The organism is Nocardiopsis sp. NPDC006139, from assembly GCF_040614155.1.
Classification (GTDB): domain Bacteria; phylum Actinomycetota; class Actinomycetes; order Streptosporangiales; family Streptosporangiaceae; genus Nocardiopsis; species Nocardiopsis changdeensis.
Genome location: NZ_JBEXTT010000009.1, coordinates 177,307 through 195,992 on the forward strand (window position 1 = coordinate 177,307; position 18,686 = coordinate 195,992).

The following is an 18,686-nucleotide window of genomic DNA, read 5'->3' on the forward strand; positions in this document are numbered from 1 at the left end:
ATGGACAATTATCTCGGAAAACATGAATCTCGGCAACCGAGCTATTGCCTTCGTTCCCCCGGCCCCCGCGTGGAAGAACCGGGGGTTCCGTTGGCCGTAGACTCGGAGTGACCGAAGTCCGAACACCGGGGAGAGAGGAACCGTGGACACCGTGTCGACCACCTCCCCCACCGGGCCCGACGAGGCCGCGGTGAGGTTCGGCCACTACCGGTCCCTCCAGAACGACGGGCAGATGCTCGCCGTCCGGCTCATCAAGCTCCTGCACCGGATGGCCGACCGCTCCGGGATGAACCCCACCGACTTCCAGTGCTACACGCTGCTGCGGGTCGCGGGCACGATGACACCCGGAGAGATCGCCTCCAGTCTGTGCCTGTCCACCGGCTCGGTCACCGGCGTGATCGACCGGATGGAGGCCCACGGCCTGGTCGAGCGCACCCGGCACCCCGAGGACCGGCGCAAGGTCGCCGTGCGCCTCACCGAGAGCGCCGAACTCCGGGCGCCCGAGACCGCCCCCGGGATGCGCGCCGCCATGACCGCGCTGCACGAGGGCTACACCAACGACGAACTGGCCGTCATCGTCGACTGGCTGGGCCGGGTCGGCCGCACCCTGGACGGGCTCGCCGAAGCGCCCTGAGCACCCCTTTCCTCCGGATCCGTCCACCTCTGCGGTGATCCGTCACCGACCCTCCGCACCCGCGCGGCTCACCGCCCCGCCCCGGAACCGCTCTTACGATGCCGACAGACCAGTCCGTATCCGGCTTCGCACCCGGCCGACACTCCACCCGGGGACCCCCGCCGAGGTTGGGGAGGAGTCGTCATCTCGACCCTGCGCACCTACATCCGAGAGCACACCAACCCCGCGGTCTTCGCGGTGTCCGGGATCGTCATCCTCGCCTTCGTGGTCCTGGGCATCGTGTTCACCGACCCCCTCCTGGACGCTGCGACGGCGACCCGGGACTGGATCGGGACCAGGCTGGGGTGGCTGTACGTGCTCGCCACCACGTTCTTCCTCGGCCTGGCCCTGTTCCTGATGTTCAGCAGGTACGGCAACATCCGGCTGGGCCCGGACGACTCCCGGCCCGAGTTCGGGACCGTCGCCTGGTTCGCCATGCTCTTCACGACGGGCATGGGCATCGGCCTGGTGTTCTGGGGCGTCTCCGAGCCCATCCACCACCTGCACTGGCCCCGGACGGCCGCGTTCCTGCCCGGCGAGGACGGCGCCCCGCACGTCGAGGCCGCCGGCGAGGCCATGGCCCTGAGCTTCTTCCACTGGAGCTTCCACCCCTGGGCGATCTACATCGCCCTGGGCGTCTCGCTCGGCTACTTCACGTTCCGCAAGGGGCTGCCGCTGCGCCCCGCCTCCGCGCTCTACCCGCTCCTGGGCGACCGTGCGTTCGGCTGGCCCGGCAACCTCGTGGACATCCTCGCGGTCTTCGGCACGATCTTCGGCCTGGCCACGTCGCTGGGCCTGGGCACCCTCCAGATCGGCGGCGGCATCCAGCACGTCTTCGGCATCGAGTCGAACTCGCTCGTCCACTCCGTGCTCATCATCGTCATCACCGGCATCGCCCTGCTCAGCGTCCTGGCCGGGATCGACAAGGGCATCCGCCGCCTGTCGGTGATCAACCTGTGGCTGGCGATCGCGCTGATGCTGATCGTCTTCCTGTTCGGGCCCAAGCTGTGGATCATCAGCATCACCACCACGGGCCTGGGCGAGTACCTGGACAACCTCGTCCCGTGGAGCCTGTCCTTCCCCAGCTCTCTGATGGACGAGCAGGCCGCGAGCTGGACCACCACGTGGAGCATCTTCTACTGGGGCTGGTGGATCTCCTGGGCGCCGTTCGTCGGCATCTTCCTGGCCCGCGTCTCCTACGGGCGGACCATCCGGGAGTTCGTCATCGGCGCGCTGTTCGCACCGGTCATCGTCTCGGTCCTGTGGTTCGGGGTGTTCGGCGGCTCCGGCCTGTACTACGACCTGTTCGAGGGCGGCGGGCTCAACGCCCTGGCGGAGGAGGACCGGGCGTTCCGGCTCATCGAGCTGCTGCCCCTGGGCCAGGTCGCGGGCGTGATCATCTCGGTCCTGCTGATCATCGTGGTGGCGGTCTTCTTCATCACCTCCTCCGACTCCGGCTCCCTCGTCGTGGACACGCTCACCAACGGGGGCGACCCCAACCCCCTCAAGGCCCAGCGCGCGTTCTGGGCCATCAGCGAGGGCGCCGTGACCCTGGTCCTGCTGGTCCTGGGCGGGGCCGACGCCCTCTCCGCGCTCCAGGCGGCGGCGGTGGTCACCGGGCTCCCGTTCGCGGTGATCCTGCTGTTCATGTGCTGGGGGCTGGCCAAGGCGCTCAAGGACGAGCCCCGCAGGCACGGGCCCAAGATCGTGTACGAACCCGAGGACCAGATGCCGTCCTACCGCCCGCCCGGCGGCCGCTAGCAGAAGGGGCCCGCGATGGCACCGAAGAAGTTCACCAACCCCTTCCACGGGGTCGTGGACATGATCACCGAGATGAACCGTGTCTCCGACGCCATGGCGTCGATCGAGACCAGCCAGACGGGCCTGCGCGAACGCGGCTACGCCGACGCCTGGAGCCCGCCCACCGACATCCTCGCCCGCGGCGAGGACCTGGTCGTCCGCTGCGAGGTGCCCGGGGTGTACGAGGAGGACGTCGCCGTCAGCTTCAACCACGGGGTCCTCACCATCAGCGGGGAGCGCAGGCGCGACGAGGAGGGGACGGTCGTCTACTACTCGTCGGAGCGGTTCATGGGCACCTTCCGCCGCGAGATCACCCTGCCCGAGGGGGTCAGCGAACGCGACGTGGAGGCCTCCTACGGGGAGGGCCTGCTGGAGGTGGTGGTGCGCGGCGCGGCCAACGCCGCCGCGCCCAAGACGATCTCCGTCCGCAGGCGCAAACGGGGCTCCTGAGCCGGGCGGCGGCGCCTCCCGGGCGCCGCCGCCCGGAACCGGCGGGAACCGCCCGCCCCCGCACGACGACTCCGATTACGGAAGGGCCGTCTCCGGTACGGCCCCGAATCGGAGGAACGATGCAGTACACCCGCACCGCCCGCGCCCTGCCGATCGCGGCCGTGCTCGGCCTCGCCCTCACCGCCTGCGGCACGGGGACCCCGGCCGACACGCCCCGGGACGCGGCCGCGGAGTCCGCCCCGCCCTCTCCTGCGGCGGAGCAGGCGGAGGCCTTCTCGATCACCGACCCCTGGGTCAAGGCCGTCACCGCCGAGGAGGGGATGACCGCCGTGTTCGGCGAGGTGGCCAACGGCTCCGACGCGGAGATCGTCATCGTGGCGGCCGAGCACCCGGCGGCGGAGACGGTCGAACTGCACGAGGTCGTCACCGAGGGCGCCGAATCCACCATGCGCGAGATCGACGGCGGGTTCCCCGTGGAGCCCCGGGGCACCCGCACCCTGGCGCCCGGCGGCGACCACATCATGCTGATGGGCCTCACGGAGGACCTGGAAGCGGGCACGGAGGCCACCGTCACGGTGGAGTTCGCCGACGGGTCGACGGCGGAGTTCACCGCCCCGGTGAAGGAGTACGCGGGGGCCAACGAGGAGTACGAGGGCGGCGGCCACGGCGGAGGGGACCACGGGGACGGCGGGGACCACTGATGGACCGGACCGTCAGCAGACGCGGCCTGCTCCTGGGCGGCGCGGCGGCCGGCGCGGGAGCGGTCGGCGGAGCGCTGGCCCACCGCTGGGCGGCCGGCGCGCCGACCGCGCCGCAGGCCGCCGCGCTCCCCCTCAACGGGGAGCGGACCGTGCCCTTCCACGGGCCCCGCCAGGCCGGGGTGGAGACCCCGCCGCAGGCGCACGCCGCGTTCACCGCCTTCGACCTGGGCCGGGACGTGGACGCCGAGGGGGTGCGCCGGCTGATGCGGCTGCTCAGCGACGACGCCGCCCGCCTGACCCGGGGCGAGCCGGCCCTGGCCGACACCGAACCCGAGCTGGCGACCGTCCCGGCGGGCCTGACCGTCACGTTCGGGTTCGGCCCGGGCCTGGTGGAGCGGGTGGACCCGGACGCCGTGCCCGACTGGCTGCGGCCGCTCCCGGAGTTCGACCACGACGACCTGGACCCGCGCTGGGGCCAGGCCGACCTGTTCGTCCAGGTGTGCGCCGACGACCCGGTGACGGTGGCGCACGCGGTGCGGATGCTCGGCAAGGACGCGCGCGCCTTCACCGAGCCCCGGTGGACCCAGAGCGGGTTCCGGCGCGCCCACGGCTCCGAGGCCGACGGCACCACCATGCGCAACCTCATGGGCCAGGTGGACGGGACGGTCAACCCGCGCCCGGGGACCGCCGACTTCGACCACCTGGTGTGGCGGGAGACCGGACCGGCCTGGCTCTCCGGGGGCACCGGGCTGGTGCTGCGGCGCATCGAGACCCACCTGGACACCTGGGACGAGCTGGACCGGCCCGCCCGGGAGGCGGTCATCGGCCGCCGCCTGGCCGACGGGGCGCCGCTGACCGGCGGCGGCGAGCACGCCGAGGTGGACCTCGCGGCCACCGACGCCACCGGGCTGACCGTGATCGCGGACTTCGCCCACGTGCGCCGCTCCCGCACCGACGACCCCGAGGAGCGGATCTTCCGGCGCGGCTACAACTACGACCTGCGCGACCACGGGACCCCGGAGGCGGGGCTGCTGTTCGCCTCCTACCAGGCCGACCCGGTCCGCCAGTTCGTCCCCATCCAGCGCCGGCTGGACGAGCTGGACCTGCTCAACGAGTGGGTCACCGCCGTCGGCTCGGCCGTGTTCGCCGTCCCCCCGGGCTGTGCCGAGGGCGGCTACGTCGGGGACACCCTGCTCGAAGGCTGACCGGGCGCGCCGCGGGCCCGCGCCCCGCCCGGTGCGGGGTGCGGGCCCGTACGGCCGGCCGGTAGGTCAGAAGGTGCGGCCCTCGTCGTAGGGGCCGATGACCGCGAGCGCCCGCGGGCGCGACAGCAGCTCGGCGGCGACCTCTGCGACCTCGGCGCCGGTGACGGCGTCGAACCGGGCCAGGTCCTCGTCGATGGAGAAGTGGCGCGGGTGGTTCAGCTCGTGCCCCAGCAGGCGGCCCATCCGGGCGTTGGTGCCCTCGCTGCCCAGCACCAGGGAGCCCTGGATCTGCCCCTTGGCCCGGCGCAGCTCCTCGTCGGTGATCCCCGACGCCGCCACCTTGGCCAGCTCGTCCCGGCACACCCCGATGACCTCGTCGGCCTTCTCCGGCAGGCAGCCCGCGTAGATCTGGAAGGTCCCGGTGTCGGCGTAGCCGGTGTGGTAGGCGTGCACCGCGTAGGCCAGGCCGCGCTTCTCGCGCACCTCCTGGAACAGGCGCGAGGACATGCCGCCGCCCAGGGCGGCGCTGAGCAGCCGCAGCGCGTGCCAGCGCGGGTCGGTGCGCATGATGCCCTCCGACCCCAGGATGATGTGCGCCTGCTCGGTGTCGCGCGACTGCACCACCTGGCCGCCGAAGGTGGGGACCGGGCCGCCGCCGATGCGCGGCCCCGCCGGGCGGGCGTCGCCCGCGGCGGCCAGCCGCTCGGCGAACATCTCCCGGACCTGCTCCACCACCAGGTCGTGGTCCAGGCTCCCGGCCGCCGTGACGATCAGCTCCGAGGGGACGTAGGCGTCCCGGTACTGCTCGGCGATCCGCTCCCGGGGCAGCGCCTTGATGGTGTCGATGGTGCCCAGGATCGGCCGCCCCAGCGGGGTGTCCCCGAAGAAGTGCGCCGCGTAGACGTCGTCCACCAGGTCGGCGGGCTCGTCCTCGTACATGGCGATCTCCTCCAGGATCACGCCGCGCTCGGTCTCCACCTCGCCCTCGTCCAGCACCGAGTTGGCGACCATGTCACCGACCACGTCGATGGCCAGCGGCAGGTCGCGGTCGAGCACCTTCGCGTAGTAGCAGGTGTGCTCCTTGGTGGTGTAGGCGTTGTGGTCGGCGCCCACCCCGTCCAGCAGCGCGGAGATCTCCAGCGCCGACCGGGTCCGGGTCCCCTTGAACAGCAGGTGCTCCAGGAAGTGCGCCGAACCGGCGTGCGCGGCGTCCTCGTCGCGCGAGCCCGTGGTCGCCGAGATCCCGAACGCGGCGGAGCGCCCGCCCGGGATGTGCTCGGTGACCACGCGCAGTCCGCCGGGCAGCACGGTCCGGCGCACCAGGCCGGAGCCGCCGTCCGCTTCCAGCAGCGTCACGGTCGTGCCCGGCTCCTGCTCGGCGGCGATGGGGACAGAACTCATGAATCCTTCTTCTTCGCGTCGTGTGCGTGGGACCTACCGCCCGAGGATACGCGGTGGGGGCGGCCGCACCCACGGTGCGACCGCCCCCTCACGTGTTCAGAGCGGATCAGGTGTTCTCGGAGCGGCTGCTCGAGCGGCGGCGGCGCCGGCGCGGGGCGCCCTCGCCGTTGTCGCCGTCCTTGTCCTCGGCCTCGGCCGGGGCGTCGCCCTCGGCCGGAGCGGCCGGAGCCGCCTGGGCGGCCTCCGCCTCGACGACCTCGACCGGGACCAGCGACAGCTTGCCGCGGTCGTCGATCTCGCGGATCTCGACCTGGATCTTCTCGCCGATGCTGATCACGTCGTCGAGGTTCTCGATCCGCTTGCCGCCGTGCAGCTTGCGGATCTGCGAGATGTGCAGCAGGCCGTCCTTGCCGGGCAGCAGCGACACGAACGCGCCGAACGTCGTGGTCTTGACGACGGTGCCCAGGTAGCGGTCGCCGACCTCGGGCATCGTCGGGTTGGCGATCTGGTTGATCGTGTCGCGGGCGGCCTCGGCCGAGGGGCCGTCGGTGGCACCGATGTAGATGGTGCCGTCGTCCTCGATCGTGATCTCGGCGCCGGTCTCGTCCTGGATCGAGTTGATCATCTTGCCCTTGGGGCCGATGACCTCGCCGATCTTGTCGACGGGGACCTTGACGGTCAGGATGCGCGGAGCGTTCGGGCTCATCTCGGCCGGACGCTCGATGGCCTCCTGCATGACGTCGAGGATCGCCAGGCGCGCGCCGCGGGCCTGCTGGAGCGCGAGCGCCAGCTGCTCGGCGGGGATGCCGTCGAGCTTGGTGTCGAGCTGCAGGGCCGTGATGAGCTCACGGGTGCCGGCGACCTTGAAGTCCATGTCGCCGAACGCGTCCTCGGCGCCGAGGATGTCGGTGAGGGTGACGAACTCGTCGCCCTCGCTGATCAGGCCCATGGCGATGCCGGACACCATCTCCTTGAGCGGCACGCCGGCCGACAGCAGGGCCATGGTGGAGGCGCAGACCGAGCCCATCGAGGTGGAGCCGTTGGAGCCCAGCGCCTCGGAGACCTGGCGGATGGCGTACGGGAACTCCTCGCGCGAGGGCAGGACCGGGATCAGGGCGCGCTCGGCGAGGGCGCCGTGCCCGATCTCGCGCCGCTTGGGCGAGCCCACCCGGCCGGTCTCACCGGTGGAGTAGGGCGGGAAGTTGTAGTTGTGCATGTAGCGCTTGGTCTTCTCGGGGTTGAGAGTGTCGACCGTCTGCTCCATGCGCAGCATGTTCAGGGTGGTGACGCCCAGGATCTGGGTCTCACCGCGCTCGAAGAGCGCCGAGCCGTGGACGCGCGGCAGCACGCCGACCTCGGCGGACAGCGGGCGGATGTCCTTGGGGCCGCGGCCGTCGATGCGGACCTTGTCGCGCAGGACGCGCTCGCGCATCAGGTTCTTGGTGAGCGAGCGGAAGGCGGCCGAGACCTCCTTCTCGCGGCCCTCGAAGTCCTCGGCGAGCTTCTCGGCCGCGGCGGCCTTGACCTTGTCCAGCTCGGCCTCGCGGTCCTGCTTGTCCGCGATGGTCAGCGCCTTGGACAGGTCCTCGCGCACGGCGGAGTCGACGGCGGAGTACACGTCGTCCTCGTAGTCGAGGAAGATCGGGAACTCGCCCTCCTCGCGGCTGGTCTGGTCCGCGACGGCCTGCTGGGCGCGGCACAGCACCTTGATGAAGGGCTTGGCGGCCTCCAGGCCCTCGGCCACCGTCTGCTCGTTGGGGCCGACGGCGCCCTCGGCGACCAGCTTGAGGGTGTGGACCGTGGACTCGGCCTCGACCATCATGATCGCGACGTCGCCGTCCTCCAGGACGCGGCCGGCGACCACCATGTCGAAGGTGGCGTTGTCCAGCTCCGAGTGCGTCGGGAAGCCGACCCACTGGCCGTCGATCAGGGCGACGCGCACGCCGCCGATCGGACCCGAGAAGGGCAGCCCGGCGATCTGGGTGGACATCGAGGCTGCGTTGATGGCCACGACGTCGTACAGGTGGTCCGGGTGCAGGGCCAGGATCGTCTCGACGATCTGGATCTCGTTGCGCAGGCCCTTCTTGAACGACGGGCGCAGCGGCCGGTCGATCAGGCGGCAGGTGAGGATGGCGTCCTCGGAGGGACGGCCCTCGCGCCGGAAGAACGAGCCGGGGATGCGGCCGGCCGCGTACATGCGCTCCTCGACGTCCACCGTCAGCGGGAAGAAGTCGAGGTTGTCCTTGGGGCGCTTCGAGGCGGTGGTGGCGGACAGCACGACGGTCTCGTCGTCCAGGTACACCGTCGCCGAACCGGCGGCCTGGCGGGCCAGGCGACCGGTCTCGAAGCGGATGGTACGGGTGCCGAACTTGCCGTTGTCGATGACGGCTTCGGCAGAGTAAACGCCCTCCATGGGCGACCTCCTACTACACGTGTTCGCGTTGGGATGCACCGGACCCGCTGGTCCGGCGCGTGTGTTCGTTCCCCGCGTCCGTGCCCCGGAGTTGATGACGGCCGGTCATCGATCGAAGCCCACGGGGTCCCGTGACGGGACCTTCCGGAGGCCACTACCGAGGACCGGCCTCGACTCTGCGGCCGAGGGAGTGATGGGCGCGGGTGGTCTCTGTTCAGTTGGCGTGCGGGTGCGGCGGTGACCGCCGACACGTACACCCTACTAAGAAAGGGGGAGCGGCCGAAGCCGCTCCCTCCGACGTCCTAGCGGCGCAGGCCCAGGCGCTCGATCAGCGAGCGGTAGCGGGTGATGTCCTGCTTGGCGATGTACTTGAGGAGACGGCGGCGACGGCCGACCATCAGGAGCAGGCCGCGACGGCTGTGGTGGTCGTGCTTGTGGTCCTTGAGGTGCTCGGTGAGCTCGGTGATGCGGTGCGTGAGCAGCGCGACCTGGACCTCGGGGGAGCCGGTGTCGCCCTCGCCGGTGGCGTACTCGGCGATGATCTTCTCTTTGGTGGCGGCGTCGATCGACACGTCGTTCCTTTTCTCAATGATTCGGTACGCAGGGCGAACCCGGCCGGAAGGGACCGGGGTCAGACGCGGTGACCACGCGTACGAACAGTCACCGTCGGGTGTGCCGCGCGGCTCCCGCCGACGGCGGGAGGACATCGCGCTCCCCCTCGGGTCACGCTACCGTGACCTCGTGCGGGGCACACGTGGACGACTCCACCCTACCGCAAACACGGAGGGCGCGGGCGTGCACGCAGCGTGGGGGCGGTCTCCCCGGTTCAGGAGACCCCCAGGACGGCGCGGCAGCGCTCGACGTCGCGCCGCATCGCGACGATGAGGTCGTCCAGCCGGTCGAACCGCTCCTGGCCGCGGATGCGCTCGGTGAAGTCCACGGTCATCCGCACCCCGTACAGCTCCAGGTCGTCGCGGTCCAGGGCGTAGGACTCCACGGTCCGCTCGGCGCCGTCGAAGGTGGGGTTGGTGCCCACCGAGATCGCGGCGGGCCAGCGCGACTCGCGGCCCGGGACCGGCTCGACCCGGCTCAGCCAGCCCGCGTACACGCCGTCGCCCGGGACGGCGGTGTGGGGGGGCAGGTCCATGTTGGCGGTGGGGAAGCCCAGCAGCTCGCGGCCGCGCGCGGCGCCGTGCACGACCTCGCCCTCGACCCGGTGCGGGCGCCCCAGCAGCGCGGCGGCCCCGGCGACGTCGCCGCCGGCCAGCAGGCCGCGCACCCGGGTGGAGGTGATGGCCTCCCCGTCGGCGACCAGCGCGACCCCGTCCGCCGTGAAGCCGAACTCCGCGCCCAGGCGGGCCAGCTCGGCCACGTCTCCGGCGGCCCGGTGCCCGAACCGGAAGTCCTCGCCCACCACCACGGCCGCGGCGTGCAGCCGGTCGACCAGGAGGCCGCGCACGAACTCCTCGGGGGTGCGCGCCGAAAGGTCCTTGGTGAACGGCATGACGCACACGGCGTCCGCCCCGTACCCGCCGAGCAGCTCGATCCGCCGCTCCACCGGCGTGAGCACCGGCGGGGTCACACCGCGCAGCACCGCCTCCGGGTGCGGGTCGAAGGTCACCACGACCACCGGCAGGTCCAGCTCCCGGCCCCGTTCGACCGCGGTCGCCAGGAGGGCCCGGTGTCCCCGGTGCACACCGTCGAAGACACCGACGGCCACCACGGACCGCCCCCATCCGGAGGGCACGCCCTCCGGCCCGTCCCATCGCCGCACGTCCGACTCCCCTTCGTCACGAGGCCAGGCGGAGGGCCCTGCGGCCCCCTCGCCCCAAGCCTGCCACGTCCGCCGCCCGCCCGCCGACACGAGCCCCCCGCGGCGCCCGTGCCCGGACGGGCCGTGCGGCGGGGGCGCCGGGGTTCTGCGGTGGGGAGAAGGGGGTCGACAGGGAGCGGAAGGGGTCGTTAGCCTGCCCGGATGCCGATGATCGACACGGGCTCGACCCGACTCGCCTACGACGAGGCCGGCGACGGACCGGCCGTGGTGCTGCTGCACGCGGGCTTGGCCGACCGGCGCATGTGGGACCACCAGTTCGCCGCGCTGGCCGCGGACCACCGGGTGGTGCGCTACGACCGGCGCGGGGTCGGCGGCTCCGCCGACCACGGGGGTCCGGTGGAGCACCACCGCGACCTGCTCGACCTCATGGACGCCCTGGACATCGACCGGGCCGCCCTGGTGGGCGCGTCGTACGGAGGCGCGCACGCCGTGGACGCCGCGCTGGCCGCGCCCGACCGGGTCGGCGCCCTGGCCCTGGTCTGCCCGGGGATGTCCGGCCACCGGTGGCCGCAGTCGTTCACGGACGCGGCGGCCGCCGCCGTCGGCCCCGCCGTCCCGCCCGAGCGGCTGGCCCGCTACCGGGCCGGGAACGCCGAACCCGACCCCGCGGACGTGGCCGCGATGGCGCAGGCGCAGGCCCGGTTCATGGTGGCCGGCCCCGGCCGCTCCCCCGAGGACCTCCCCCCGGAGTCCTGGGACCTGAGCCTGCTGATGCTGCGCGAGCTGTTCGCCCGCCTGTGGTCCTCCCCGGCCAACACGCCGCAGTGGATCGACCCGCCGGCCAACGGGCGGCTCGCCGAGGTCGGCGTGCCCGCCCTGGTCGTCAAGGGCCTGTCCGACGTGCGCGAGATCCAGGAGGTCGCCGACCTCTACCACGCCGGGATCCCCGGCGCCCGGCTGCTGGAGCTGCCCGACACCGGGCACGTGCCCTCGGTGGAGCGCCCCGCCGAACTCACCGCCGCCCTGGCCGGCTTCCTCGCCGAGGCCCCCGCCGTCTGATGCCTGTTCTTTGAACGCTCTCCTGTGCCGCCGGGGGTTCGCGAGGCGCCCGGCGGGAGGCCCCGGAGGAGCGGTCCTCGAGGAAAGCCCGCGGCCCTAGGCCGTCCGTTGAGGGCGGTGGGCTACGGGCGGGCCGAAGCGCAGCGGAGGTTCAAAGGAACACGGACTAGGCGGGTTCGAAGACCACCAGGGGCTTCATGTGGTCGCGGCGGTTCTCCGCCAGCGCGATCACCCGGCCGTCGGGGGCGAACAGGCCGATGGGCCCCCGCCCCTGGTCGGTGGGGTCGATCCGGTTGCCGTGCCGCACCCGCCGGGTCTCCTCCTCGGTGAGCGCGCGCGACGGGAAGGCCGCGGCGACCGCCTCCGCCAGCGGGACCTGGGTGAACTCCTCCGCAAGCTGGTCCAGGGTGCGCGCCTGCGCCAGGTCGTAGGGGCCCACCCGGGTGCGGCGCAGCGCCGTCAGGTGGCCGCCGACGCCCAGGGCGGCGCCCGCGTCGCGGGCCAGGGACCGGATGTAGGTGCCGCTGGAGCAGACGACGGAGGCGTCCACGTCCACGAACGTCCCCGCCTCGTCGGACACCCGGCGGATGCCGGTGACCTCGAACGCGGAGACGGTGACCGGGCGGGCCTTCAGCTCGACCTCCTGACCCTTCCGCGCCGACTTGTAGGCCCGCACGCCGTCCACCTTGATCGCGCTGACCTGCGGCGGGACCTGCATGATCTCCCCGGTGAGCGCCCGCACCGCCTCGTGGACGGCCTCGTCGGCCACCCCCGAGGCGTCCACCCGCTCCCCCGGCTCGCCCTCGGCGTCGTCGGTGTTGGTGGTGAGCCCCAGCCGGAGGGTGGCGTCGTACGCCTTCTCCGTCAGGGTGAGGTGGCCCAGGAGCTTGGTGCCCTTCTCGATCCCCAGCACCAGGACACCGGTGGCCATCGGGTCTAGGGTGCCCGCGTGTCCGACCCGGCGCGTCCGGGCCAGCCCGCGGGTCTTGGCGACCACGTCGTGCGAGGTCCAGTCGGCGGGTTTGTCGATCACCACGACGCCGCTCTCGGCCATCGGTCTCCTCGGGAAGGGGTCGGGAAAGGGGAACGGGCGGCGGCGCAGCGCCGCCGCCCGTGCGGCGGGGACCGGAGGGTCCCCGGCCGGCGTCTCCGGCCGCGGTCTCCCCGCGGCACGGGACGGGAGGGCTACTCCTCGTCCTCGTCGTCGTCCTCGGCCTCACGCGGCGCCTTGTAGGGGTCGGCCTCGCCCGCCGGGCTGGCGCCGGTGGCCCGCTGGGCCACCTCGGCGTCCGACTGCCGCGCCTTGACCAGCAGCTCCTCGATGTGCTGGGCGTTCTCCTGCACCTCATCGATGACGAAGGTCAGGCTCGGCGTGTGCCGGATGCCGGTCTGCCTGCCCACCTCGCTGCGGATGAGGCCCTTGGCGCTCTCCAGCGCCGCGGCGGAGGCGGCCCGGTCCTCGGCGCTGCCGAACACCGTGTAGTACACCGTGGCGTCCCGCAGGTCGGCGGTGATGCGCGCGTCGGTCACGGTGACGAATCCCAGGCGCGGGTCCTTGATCCGTCGGTCCAGCATCTCGGCGACGATGCGCTGGATGCGGTCGGCGATCTTGCGCGCGCGTGCGGCGTCAACCATGGTCAGTCTTCCTCTTCGTTGAAGAGCCGCTGCCTGGCGGACAGCAGCTCCAGTTCGGGACGGCCCGCGACGAAGCGCTCGCAGGTGTCCATCTGCTCCCGGGCGTGGGCCGCCGTGGGGGCGACCACCGCGACGCCGATCTTGGCGCGACGGTACAGGTCGTGCTCTCCCACCTCGGAGACCGACACCGAGAACTTGCGGCGCAGCTCGGCGATGACCGGCCGCACCACCGAACGCTTCTGTTTGAGCGAGTGGACGTCGCCCAGAAGGACGTCCAGGGTCAGCGCCCCAACGTACAAGTGATCACCTGTGGTGTTGTGAACCGTCAAAGGCGGGGCCCCGGACAGCTCGTGTCCGGGGCCCCGGTGGATCAGGCCTCGCGACTCCTAGTCGCGGGGCTTCTCCTGCATCTCGTACGTCTCGATGACGTCCTCGATACGGATGTCGTTGTAGCCGACACCGATACCGCACTCGAAGCCCTCGCGGACCTCGGTCGCGTCGTCCTTGAACCGGCGGAGCGAGTCCACCGTGAGGTTCTCGGAGATGACGACCCCGTCGCGGATGAGCCGCGCCTTGGAGTTGCGGCGGATGATGCCGTCGCGGACGATCGAACCGGCGATGTTGCCGATCCGGGGCACCTTGAAGACCTCGCGGATCTCGGCCGAACCGAGCTTGACCTCCTCGTAGATGGGCTTGAGGAGACCCTTGACGGCGGCTTCGACCTCGTCGATGGCCTGGTAGATGACCGAGTAGTAGCGGATGTCGACGCCCATGCGGTCGGCGAGCTCGCTGTTCTTGCCCTCGGGCCGAACGTTGAAGCCGATGATGATGGCGTCGGCGGAGGCCGCCAGGTTGATGTCGTTCTGCGTGATCGCACCGACACCGCGCCCGATGACCCGGATGTTGACCTCTTCGCCACCCGCGTCGATCTTGAGCAGCGACTCCTCGAGCGCCTCGACCGAACCGGACATGTCACCCTTGATGAGCAGGAGCAGCTCGGAGCGCTCGCCCTCCTTGAGGTGGTCCTGCCAGGTCTCGAAGGTGACACGGCGGGCCGACCGCGCCTGCTGGGCGAAGCGCTCGCGCGCCTCGCGCTGCTGCGCGATCTGGCGGGCCACCCGGTCGTCCTTGACGACCAGGAAGCTGTCGCCGGCGCTGGGAACGTTGGTCAGACCCAGCACCTGCACCGGACGGGACGGCTCGGCGCTCTGCACGTTCTGGCCGTGCTCGTCGAGCATGGCGCGGACGCGGCCGTAGGCGTCGCCGCAGACGATCGAGTCGCCGACGTTGAGCGTGCCGCGCTGGACCAGCACCGTGGCCGTGGAGCCGCGGCCGCGGTCCAGGTAGGCCTCGATGGCCAGACCCTGCGCGTCCATGTCCGGGTTGGCCTGGAGGTCCAGGGCCGCGTCGGACGTCAGCACGATCGACTCGAGCAGGGCGTCGATGTTGGTGCCGCGGAGAGCGGAGATGTCCACGAACTGGACGTCGCCGCCGTACTCCTCGGCCACCAGGCCGTACTCGGTGAGCTGCGCGCGGACCCGCTGGGGGTCGGCGCCCTCGACGTCGATCTTGTTGACCGCCACCACGATCGGCACCTCGGCCGCCTTGGCGTGGTCGATGGCCTCGGCCGTCTGCGGCTTGACGCCGTCGTCGGCCGCGACCACCAGGACCGCGATGTCGGTGACCTTCGCACCGCGGGCACGCATGGCGGTGAACGCCTCGTGACCGGGGGTGTCGATGAAGGTGATCTTGCGCTCTTCGCCGTCCACCTCGGTGGCGACCTGGTAGGCACCGATGTGCTGGGTGATACCGCCGGCCTCGCCGCTCACGACGTTGGTCTTGCGGATGGTGTCCAGCAGTCGGGTCTTACCGTGGTCGACGTGGCCCATGACGGTGACCACGGGCGGACGGGGACGCAGGTCCTCTTCGGTGCCGTCGTCCTCGCCGAACTCGATGGAGAAGGACTCCAGCAGCTCGCGGTCCTCGTCCTCCGGGCTGACGACCTCGATGCGGTACTTGAGCTCCTCGCCCAGCAGCACCAGGGTCTCGTCCGGCAGGGACTGGGTCGCGGTGACCATCTCGCCCAGGTGCATCAGCACCTGGACCAGCGACGCCGGGTTGACGTCGATCTTGTCGCCGAAGTCGGACAGCGAAGCGCCGCGGGACAGGCGGATGACCTGGTCGTTGCCGCTCGGGATCTTGACGCCGCCGAACGACGGGGCCTGGAGGTCGTTGAACTCCTGACGCCGCTGCTTCTTGGACTTGCGGGCACGCCCGGGACGACCGCCCGGACGGCCGAACGCACCGGCCGTGCCGCCGCCGCGACCGCGGCCACCGCCGCCGGGACGGCCGCCGAAGCCACCGCCGCCGCCGGGACGACCGCCGCCACCGCCGCCACCGGGACGCGGACCGCCGGCACCCGCGGGGGCGCCGCCGCGGCCGCGGCCGCCGGGGCCGGGACGACCGCCGCCGGCACCGCCGCGACCGGCACCGCCGGCCGGGGCGGGACGGGACGAGGGCATGTTCATCGGGCTGGGGCGCGGACCGCCCGGACGCGGAGCGCCGCCACCGGGACGGGGGGCGCCGGCCGCGCCGCCGGGACGCGGCACGCCCGCGGCACCGCCCGGACGCGGGGCGCGGTCGCCCTGCGGGCCCGGACGCGGGCCGGGACGGGGACCGCCCCCGCCGGGAGCACCCGGACGCGGAGCGCCGCCGCCGGGGCGGGGAGCGCGCTGGTCGCCCTGCGGGCCCGGACGCGGGCCGGGACGGGGACCGCCCTGGCCGCTGGGACCGCCCGGACGCGGGGCGCCGCCGCCCGGACGCGGGGCCGGCTTGGCACCCATGCCCGAGGCGTTGGTCTGGAACGGGTTGTTGCCGGGGCGCGGACCGGCCGGGCGCGGGCCCGGACGGGGGCTGCGGCCCTCGGGACGCGGACCGCGGTCGCCGCGCTGCGGGCGCTCACCGCGCTCGGGACGGTCGCCGCGCGGGGCGCCGCCCTCGGGACGGCCCTGCGGTCCGGGGCGCGGAGCACCGCCGGGACGCTGGCCGGACTCGCCGCGCGGGGCCTTGGGGCCAGGCTTGGGGCCCGCCGGACGCGCGGGCTCGCCCTGGAAGGACGGGGGCTGCGCGGCCGGGGACTGCGGGGCGGGCTTGGCGGCCGGACCCGGCTTGGGGCCCGGCTTGGGCGCGGGCCCCGGCTTGGGGGCCGCGGAGGACTCGGCGCGCGGGCCGGGCTTGGGAGCCCCGCCCTTCTTGCCGCCGTCGTTCCCGTTGTTGAAAGCTTCCTGCAGGCGTCGCACGACGGGGGCCTCTATCGTCGAGGACGCCGAACGGACGAATTCGCCCATCTCGTTGAGCTTGGCCAGGACGGCCTTGCTCTCTACTCCGAACTCCTTCGCGAGTTCGTACACCCGGACCTTCGCCACTACTCTCCTTCAGCTTCGGTCCGGGACATGGGCTCGTGCCGGACCGTTGTTAGCTCGTACTCATCGCTGCGTACTCATCAGGCGCTCATCGCAATCTCGACCTGCTTCCTCATCGCTACACAACAATGGGCCGTACACAACTCGTGCAGCGCGCAGCACTGCACGCCGACCTCGGTCACTACAACCCGGAGGCCGGCCCGGACATTCCAACCCTATCGGGACGGGTCCGCCGGCGGGTCGTGCGGGGTGACACCGAACAGCGCCTCCACACGTGAAACGTCCCACCCACCGTCGCCCGGTCCCCTCCGAAAGGCGCGTGACCACACCCGCCTGCGCTCGGCCGCCTCGAGGCAGCGCCGATCGTCGTGCAGGTAGGCACCGCGACCCGGACGTCGACCCCGAACGTCGGGGATGACGGCCGTGCCCTCGGCCACCATCCGAACGAGGTCGGATTGGACTGCCCGCGACCGGCACCCCACACACGTGCGCGTGGGACGGTCGGGACCGTCTTCGGCAACCATATCGCGTCGAGCCACGACCGCGACCCGTTAACCGTCCGTCGCGGCGCCGCGACCGCCCGCACCGGTCCCGTCCTCCGCCTCGTCGGCGTCCTGCGGGACCTCCGCGTCGGAGCGGATGTCGATGCGCCATCCGGTCAGACGCGCGGCCAGGCGGGCGTTCTGGCCCTCCTTGCCGATCGCCAGCGACTGCTGGTAGTCGGGAACGATCACCCGGGCCACCCGGGCGGCCATGTCGAGGATTTCCACGGAATTGACCCGCGCCGGGGACAGCGCGTTGGCGACGAACACCGCGGGGTCGTCGGAGTAGTCGACGATGTCGATCTTCTCTCCGTGCAGCTCCGCCATGACATTGCGCACGCGGCTGCCCAGGGGGCCGATGCAGGCGCCCTTGGCGTTGACGCCGCCCCGGTTGGAGCGGACCGCCATCTTGGTGCGGTGGCCGGCCTCACGGGCGATGGCCGCGATCTCCACGGTGCCGTCGGCGATCTCGGGGACCTCCAGCTCGAAGAGCTTGCGCACCAGGTTGGGGTGGGTGCGCGAGAGGGTCACCGAGGGGCCGCGGTGGCCCTTGCGGACCTGCACCACGTAGGCGCGCAGGCGCTCGCCGTGGGTGTAGGTCTCGGTGGGCACCTGCTCCTGCGGGGGCAGCACCGCCTCGATCCGGCCCAGGTCGACCAGCACGTTGCGGGGGTCCTTGCCCTGCTGGATGATGCCGGAGACGATGTCGTGCTCGCGCCCGGCGAACTCGCCCAGGGTCAGCTCGTCCTCGGCGTCGCGCAGGCGCTGGAGGATGACCTGCTTGGCGGTGGAGGTCGCGATGCGGCCGAAGTTGGTGGGGGTGCCGTCGGACTCGCCGACGACGTCGCCCTCCTCGTCCAGCTCGGCCACCCACACGGTGACGTGCCCGGTGGAGCGGTCGAGTTCGACCCTGGCCTTCTTGTCGGGGCCCTCTTCCCGGTGGTACGCGATCAGCAGCGCGTCCTCGATGGCCCGGGCGACCAGCTCGACGGAGATGTCCTTCTCGCGTTCCAGGCTGCGCAGAACGCTCATGTCAATGTCCACGGGGCTCCCCCTCTAGTCCGCCGCGTCGGTGTCGGCGGCACGGCGGAATTCCACCTGCACCTTGCCCTTGCCGATCTCGGCGTAGGTGAAGGTGCGGGGACGACCCTCGACGTCCAGGGTGACGCCCTCGTCGTCGGCCTCGGTGACCCGACCGGTGATCCCGCCGCCCTCGGCGAGGGTGGCCTGCACCAGGCGCCCGCGCGAGCGGCGCCAGTGCCTGGGCAGGGTCAGCGGGCGGTCCACCCCGGGGGAGGTGACCTCCAGGACGTAGGGCAGTTCGCCCATGACGTCGGAGGACTCCAGGGCCGTGTCGACCTCCTGGCTGACCTCACCGACGGTGTCCAGGTCCACCCCGTTCTCGGAGTCCACGACCACGCGCAGCACCCGGCGCTTGCCGGCCGGTGTCAGCTCGACGGCCTCCAGGTCCAGCCCGGCCGCGGCCAGGACGGGTTCCAGCAGCTCGGCGATGCGCTCCTCACGCGCCTGCGCTCCCATGTGGTGTGCCCCTTCAAGGCGAGAATCCCGCCCGCGCGGCCTTCGGGCCGGTGTACGGGGCGGTCCAGCTCT

Annotated in this window: 17 protein-coding genes; 6 read left to right on the plus strand and 11 right to left on the minus strand. The window is 72.4% G+C overall.

All coding sequences use genetic code 11. The annotated features are described in order from the left end of the window. Positions 1 to 232 precede the first annotated feature (232 nt). The 5 genes from ABZ249_RS14625 to ABZ249_RS14645 all read left to right on the plus strand — a co-directional run bounded on the left by ABZ249_RS14625 (position 233) and on the right by ABZ249_RS14645 (position 4,829). Complete coding sequence (locus ABZ249_RS14625; protein WP_220565578.1) at positions 233 to 634, plus strand: MarR family transcriptional regulator; 402 nt, start codon at positions 233 to 235, stop codon at positions 632 to 634. A 237-nt stretch (positions 635 to 871) separates the two neighbouring features. Then, entirely contained in the window at positions 872 to 2,434 is a 1,563-nt protein-coding gene (locus tag ABZ249_RS14630) for a BCCT family transporter (protein WP_355262260.1), read from the plus strand. 15 nt (positions 2,435 to 2,449) lie between these two features. After that, positions 2,450 to 2,923, plus strand: a complete 474-nt coding sequence (locus tag ABZ249_RS14635; RefSeq protein WP_355262263.1) for an Hsp20/alpha crystallin family protein — start codon at positions 2,450 to 2,452, stop codon at positions 2,921 to 2,923. A gap of 119 nt (positions 2,924 to 3,042) precedes the next feature. Then, positions 3,043 to 3,624, plus strand: a complete 582-nt coding sequence (locus tag ABZ249_RS14640) for a copper chaperone PCu(A)C (protein ID WP_355262266.1) — start codon at positions 3,043 to 3,045, stop codon at positions 3,622 to 3,624. Further along, a complete protein-coding gene (locus ABZ249_RS14645; RefSeq protein WP_355262269.1) occupies positions 3,624 to 4,829 on the plus strand; it encodes a Dyp-type peroxidase in 1,206 nt (401 codons plus the stop codon). The genes ABZ249_RS14640 and ABZ249_RS14645 overlap by 1 nt, the downstream gene beginning before the upstream one ends. Before the next feature lie 66 nt (positions 4,830 to 4,895). Here ABZ249_RS14645 and ABZ249_RS14650 read toward each other — a convergent pair whose 3' ends face one another. The 4 genes from ABZ249_RS14650 to ABZ249_RS14665 all read right to left on the minus strand — a co-directional run bounded on the left by ABZ249_RS14650 (position 4,896) and on the right by ABZ249_RS14665 (position 10,417). Next, positions 4,896 to 6,230, minus strand: a complete 1,335-nt coding sequence (locus tag ABZ249_RS14650; RefSeq protein ID WP_355262272.1) for a pitrilysin family protein — start codon at positions 6,228 to 6,230, stop codon at positions 4,896 to 4,898. Between the two features lie 106 nt (positions 6,231 to 6,336). Beyond that, on the minus strand, positions 6,337 to 8,643 hold the full coding sequence (locus tag ABZ249_RS14655) for a polyribonucleotide nucleotidyltransferase (RefSeq protein WP_220559405.1): 2,307 nt from the start codon (positions 8,641 to 8,643) through the stop codon (positions 6,337 to 6,339). A gap of 302 nt (positions 8,644 to 8,945) precedes the next feature. Continuing rightward, positions 8,946 to 9,215, minus strand: a complete 270-nt coding sequence (rpsO, locus tag ABZ249_RS14660) for a 30S ribosomal protein S15 (RefSeq protein WP_220559404.1) — start codon at positions 9,213 to 9,215, stop codon at positions 8,946 to 8,948. Between the two features lie 254 nt (positions 9,216 to 9,469). Next, positions 9,470 to 10,417, minus strand: a complete 948-nt coding sequence (locus tag ABZ249_RS14665; RefSeq protein ID WP_355262277.1) for a bifunctional riboflavin kinase/FAD synthetase — start codon at positions 10,415 to 10,417, stop codon at positions 9,470 to 9,472. 201 nt (positions 10,418 to 10,618) lie between these two features. On the opposite strand from ABZ249_RS14665, the gene ABZ249_RS14670 reads away from it, so the two are divergent. After that, the gene (locus ABZ249_RS14670) at positions 10,619 to 11,476 is read left to right on the plus strand and encodes an alpha/beta hydrolase (protein WP_355262280.1); all 858 of its coding nucleotides are present in this window, start codon (positions 10,619 to 10,621) and stop codon (positions 11,474 to 11,476) included. 166 nt (positions 11,477 to 11,642) lie between these two features. On the opposite strand, the gene truB is transcribed toward ABZ249_RS14670, so the two are convergent. The 7 genes from truB to rimP form a co-directional block, all read right to left on the minus strand. Next, a complete protein-coding gene (truB, locus tag ABZ249_RS14675) occupies positions 11,643 to 12,530 on the minus strand; it encodes a tRNA pseudouridine(55) synthase TruB (protein ID WP_355262282.1) in 888 nt (295 codons plus the stop codon). A 131-nt stretch (positions 12,531 to 12,661) separates the two neighbouring features. Next, positions 12,662 to 13,111 carry a 30S ribosome-binding factor RbfA gene (rbfA, locus tag ABZ249_RS14680; protein WP_355262285.1) on the minus strand — a complete coding sequence of 150 codons (450 nt, stop codon included), beginning with the start codon at positions 13,109 to 13,111 and terminating at the stop codon, positions 12,662 to 12,664. Positions 13,112 to 13,113: 2 nt separating this feature from the next. Next, the gene (locus tag ABZ249_RS14685; RefSeq protein WP_220559399.1) at positions 13,114 to 13,410 is read right to left on the minus strand and encodes a DUF503 domain-containing protein; all 297 of its coding nucleotides are present in this window, start codon (positions 13,408 to 13,410) and stop codon (positions 13,114 to 13,116) included. A gap of 87 nt (positions 13,411 to 13,497) precedes the next feature. Then, positions 13,498 to 16,536 (minus strand): translation initiation factor IF-2, encoded by a 3,039-nt coding sequence (gene infB / locus ABZ249_RS14690; RefSeq protein ID WP_355262289.1) that lies wholly within the window; start codon positions 16,534 to 16,536, stop codon positions 13,498 to 13,500. Positions 16,537 to 16,748: 212 nt separating this feature from the next. After that, on the minus strand, positions 16,749 to 17,057 hold the full coding sequence (locus ABZ249_RS14695) for a DUF448 domain-containing protein (RefSeq protein ID WP_220559397.1): 309 nt from the start codon (positions 17,055 to 17,057) through the stop codon (positions 16,749 to 16,751). Positions 17,058 to 17,084: 27 nt separating this feature from the next. Beyond that, entirely contained in the window at positions 17,085 to 18,107 is a 1,023-nt protein-coding gene (gene nusA / locus ABZ249_RS14700; protein WP_220559396.1) for a transcription termination factor NusA, read from the minus strand. A 24-nt stretch (positions 18,108 to 18,131) separates the two neighbouring features. Beyond that, positions 18,132 to 18,614 (minus strand): ribosome maturation factor RimP, encoded by a 483-nt coding sequence (gene rimP / locus ABZ249_RS14705; RefSeq protein WP_355262294.1) that lies wholly within the window; start codon positions 18,612 to 18,614, stop codon positions 18,132 to 18,134. Between the last annotated feature and the right edge of the window lie 72 nt (positions 18,615 to 18,686).

Excerpts from the sequence above, each read along its gene's own strand:
- ABZ249_RS14625 (WP_220565578.1), top strand. The coding sequence starts at position 233 with ATGCTCGCCGTCCGGCTCATCAAGCTCCTGCACCGGATGGCCGACCGC.
- ABZ249_RS14635 (WP_355262263.1), top strand. The coding sequence starts at position 2,450 with ATGGCACCGAAGAAGTTCACCAACCCCTTCCACGGGGTCGTGGACATG.
- ABZ249_RS14640 (WP_355262266.1), top strand. The coding sequence starts at position 3,043 with ATGCAGTACACCCGCACCGCCCGCGCCCTGCCGATCGCGGCCGTGCTC.
- ABZ249_RS14645 (WP_355262269.1), top strand. The coding sequence starts at position 3,624 with ATGGACCGGACCGTCAGCAGACGCGGCCTGCTCCTGGGCGGCGCGGCG.
- ABZ249_RS14650 (WP_355262272.1), bottom strand. The coding sequence starts at position 6,230 with ATGAGTTCTGTCCCCATCGCCGCCGAGCAGGAGCCGGGCACGACCGTG.
- ABZ249_RS14655 (WP_220559405.1), bottom strand. The coding sequence starts at position 8,643 with ATGGAGGGCGTTTACTCTGCCGAAGCCGTCATCGACAACGGCAAGTTC.
- ABZ249_RS14670 (WP_355262280.1), top strand. The coding sequence starts at position 10,619 with ATGCCGATGATCGACACGGGCTCGACCCGACTCGCCTACGACGAGGCC.
- truB (WP_355262282.1), bottom strand. The coding sequence starts at position 12,530 with ATGGCCGAGAGCGGCGTCGTGGTGATCGACAAACCCGCCGACTGGACC.
- rbfA (WP_355262285.1), bottom strand. The coding sequence starts at position 13,111 with ATGGTTGACGCCGCACGCGCGCGCAAGATCGCCGACCGCATCCAGCGC.
- ABZ249_RS14695 (WP_220559397.1), bottom strand. The coding sequence starts at position 17,057 with ATGGTTGCCGAAGACGGTCCCGACCGTCCCACGCGCACGTGTGTGGGG.
- nusA (WP_220559396.1), bottom strand. The coding sequence starts at position 18,107 with ATGAGCGTTCTGCGCAGCCTGGAACGCGAGAAGGACATCTCCGTCGAG.
- rimP (WP_355262294.1), bottom strand. The coding sequence starts at position 18,614 with ATGGGAGCGCAGGCGCGTGAGGAGCGCATCGCCGAGCTGCTGGAACCC.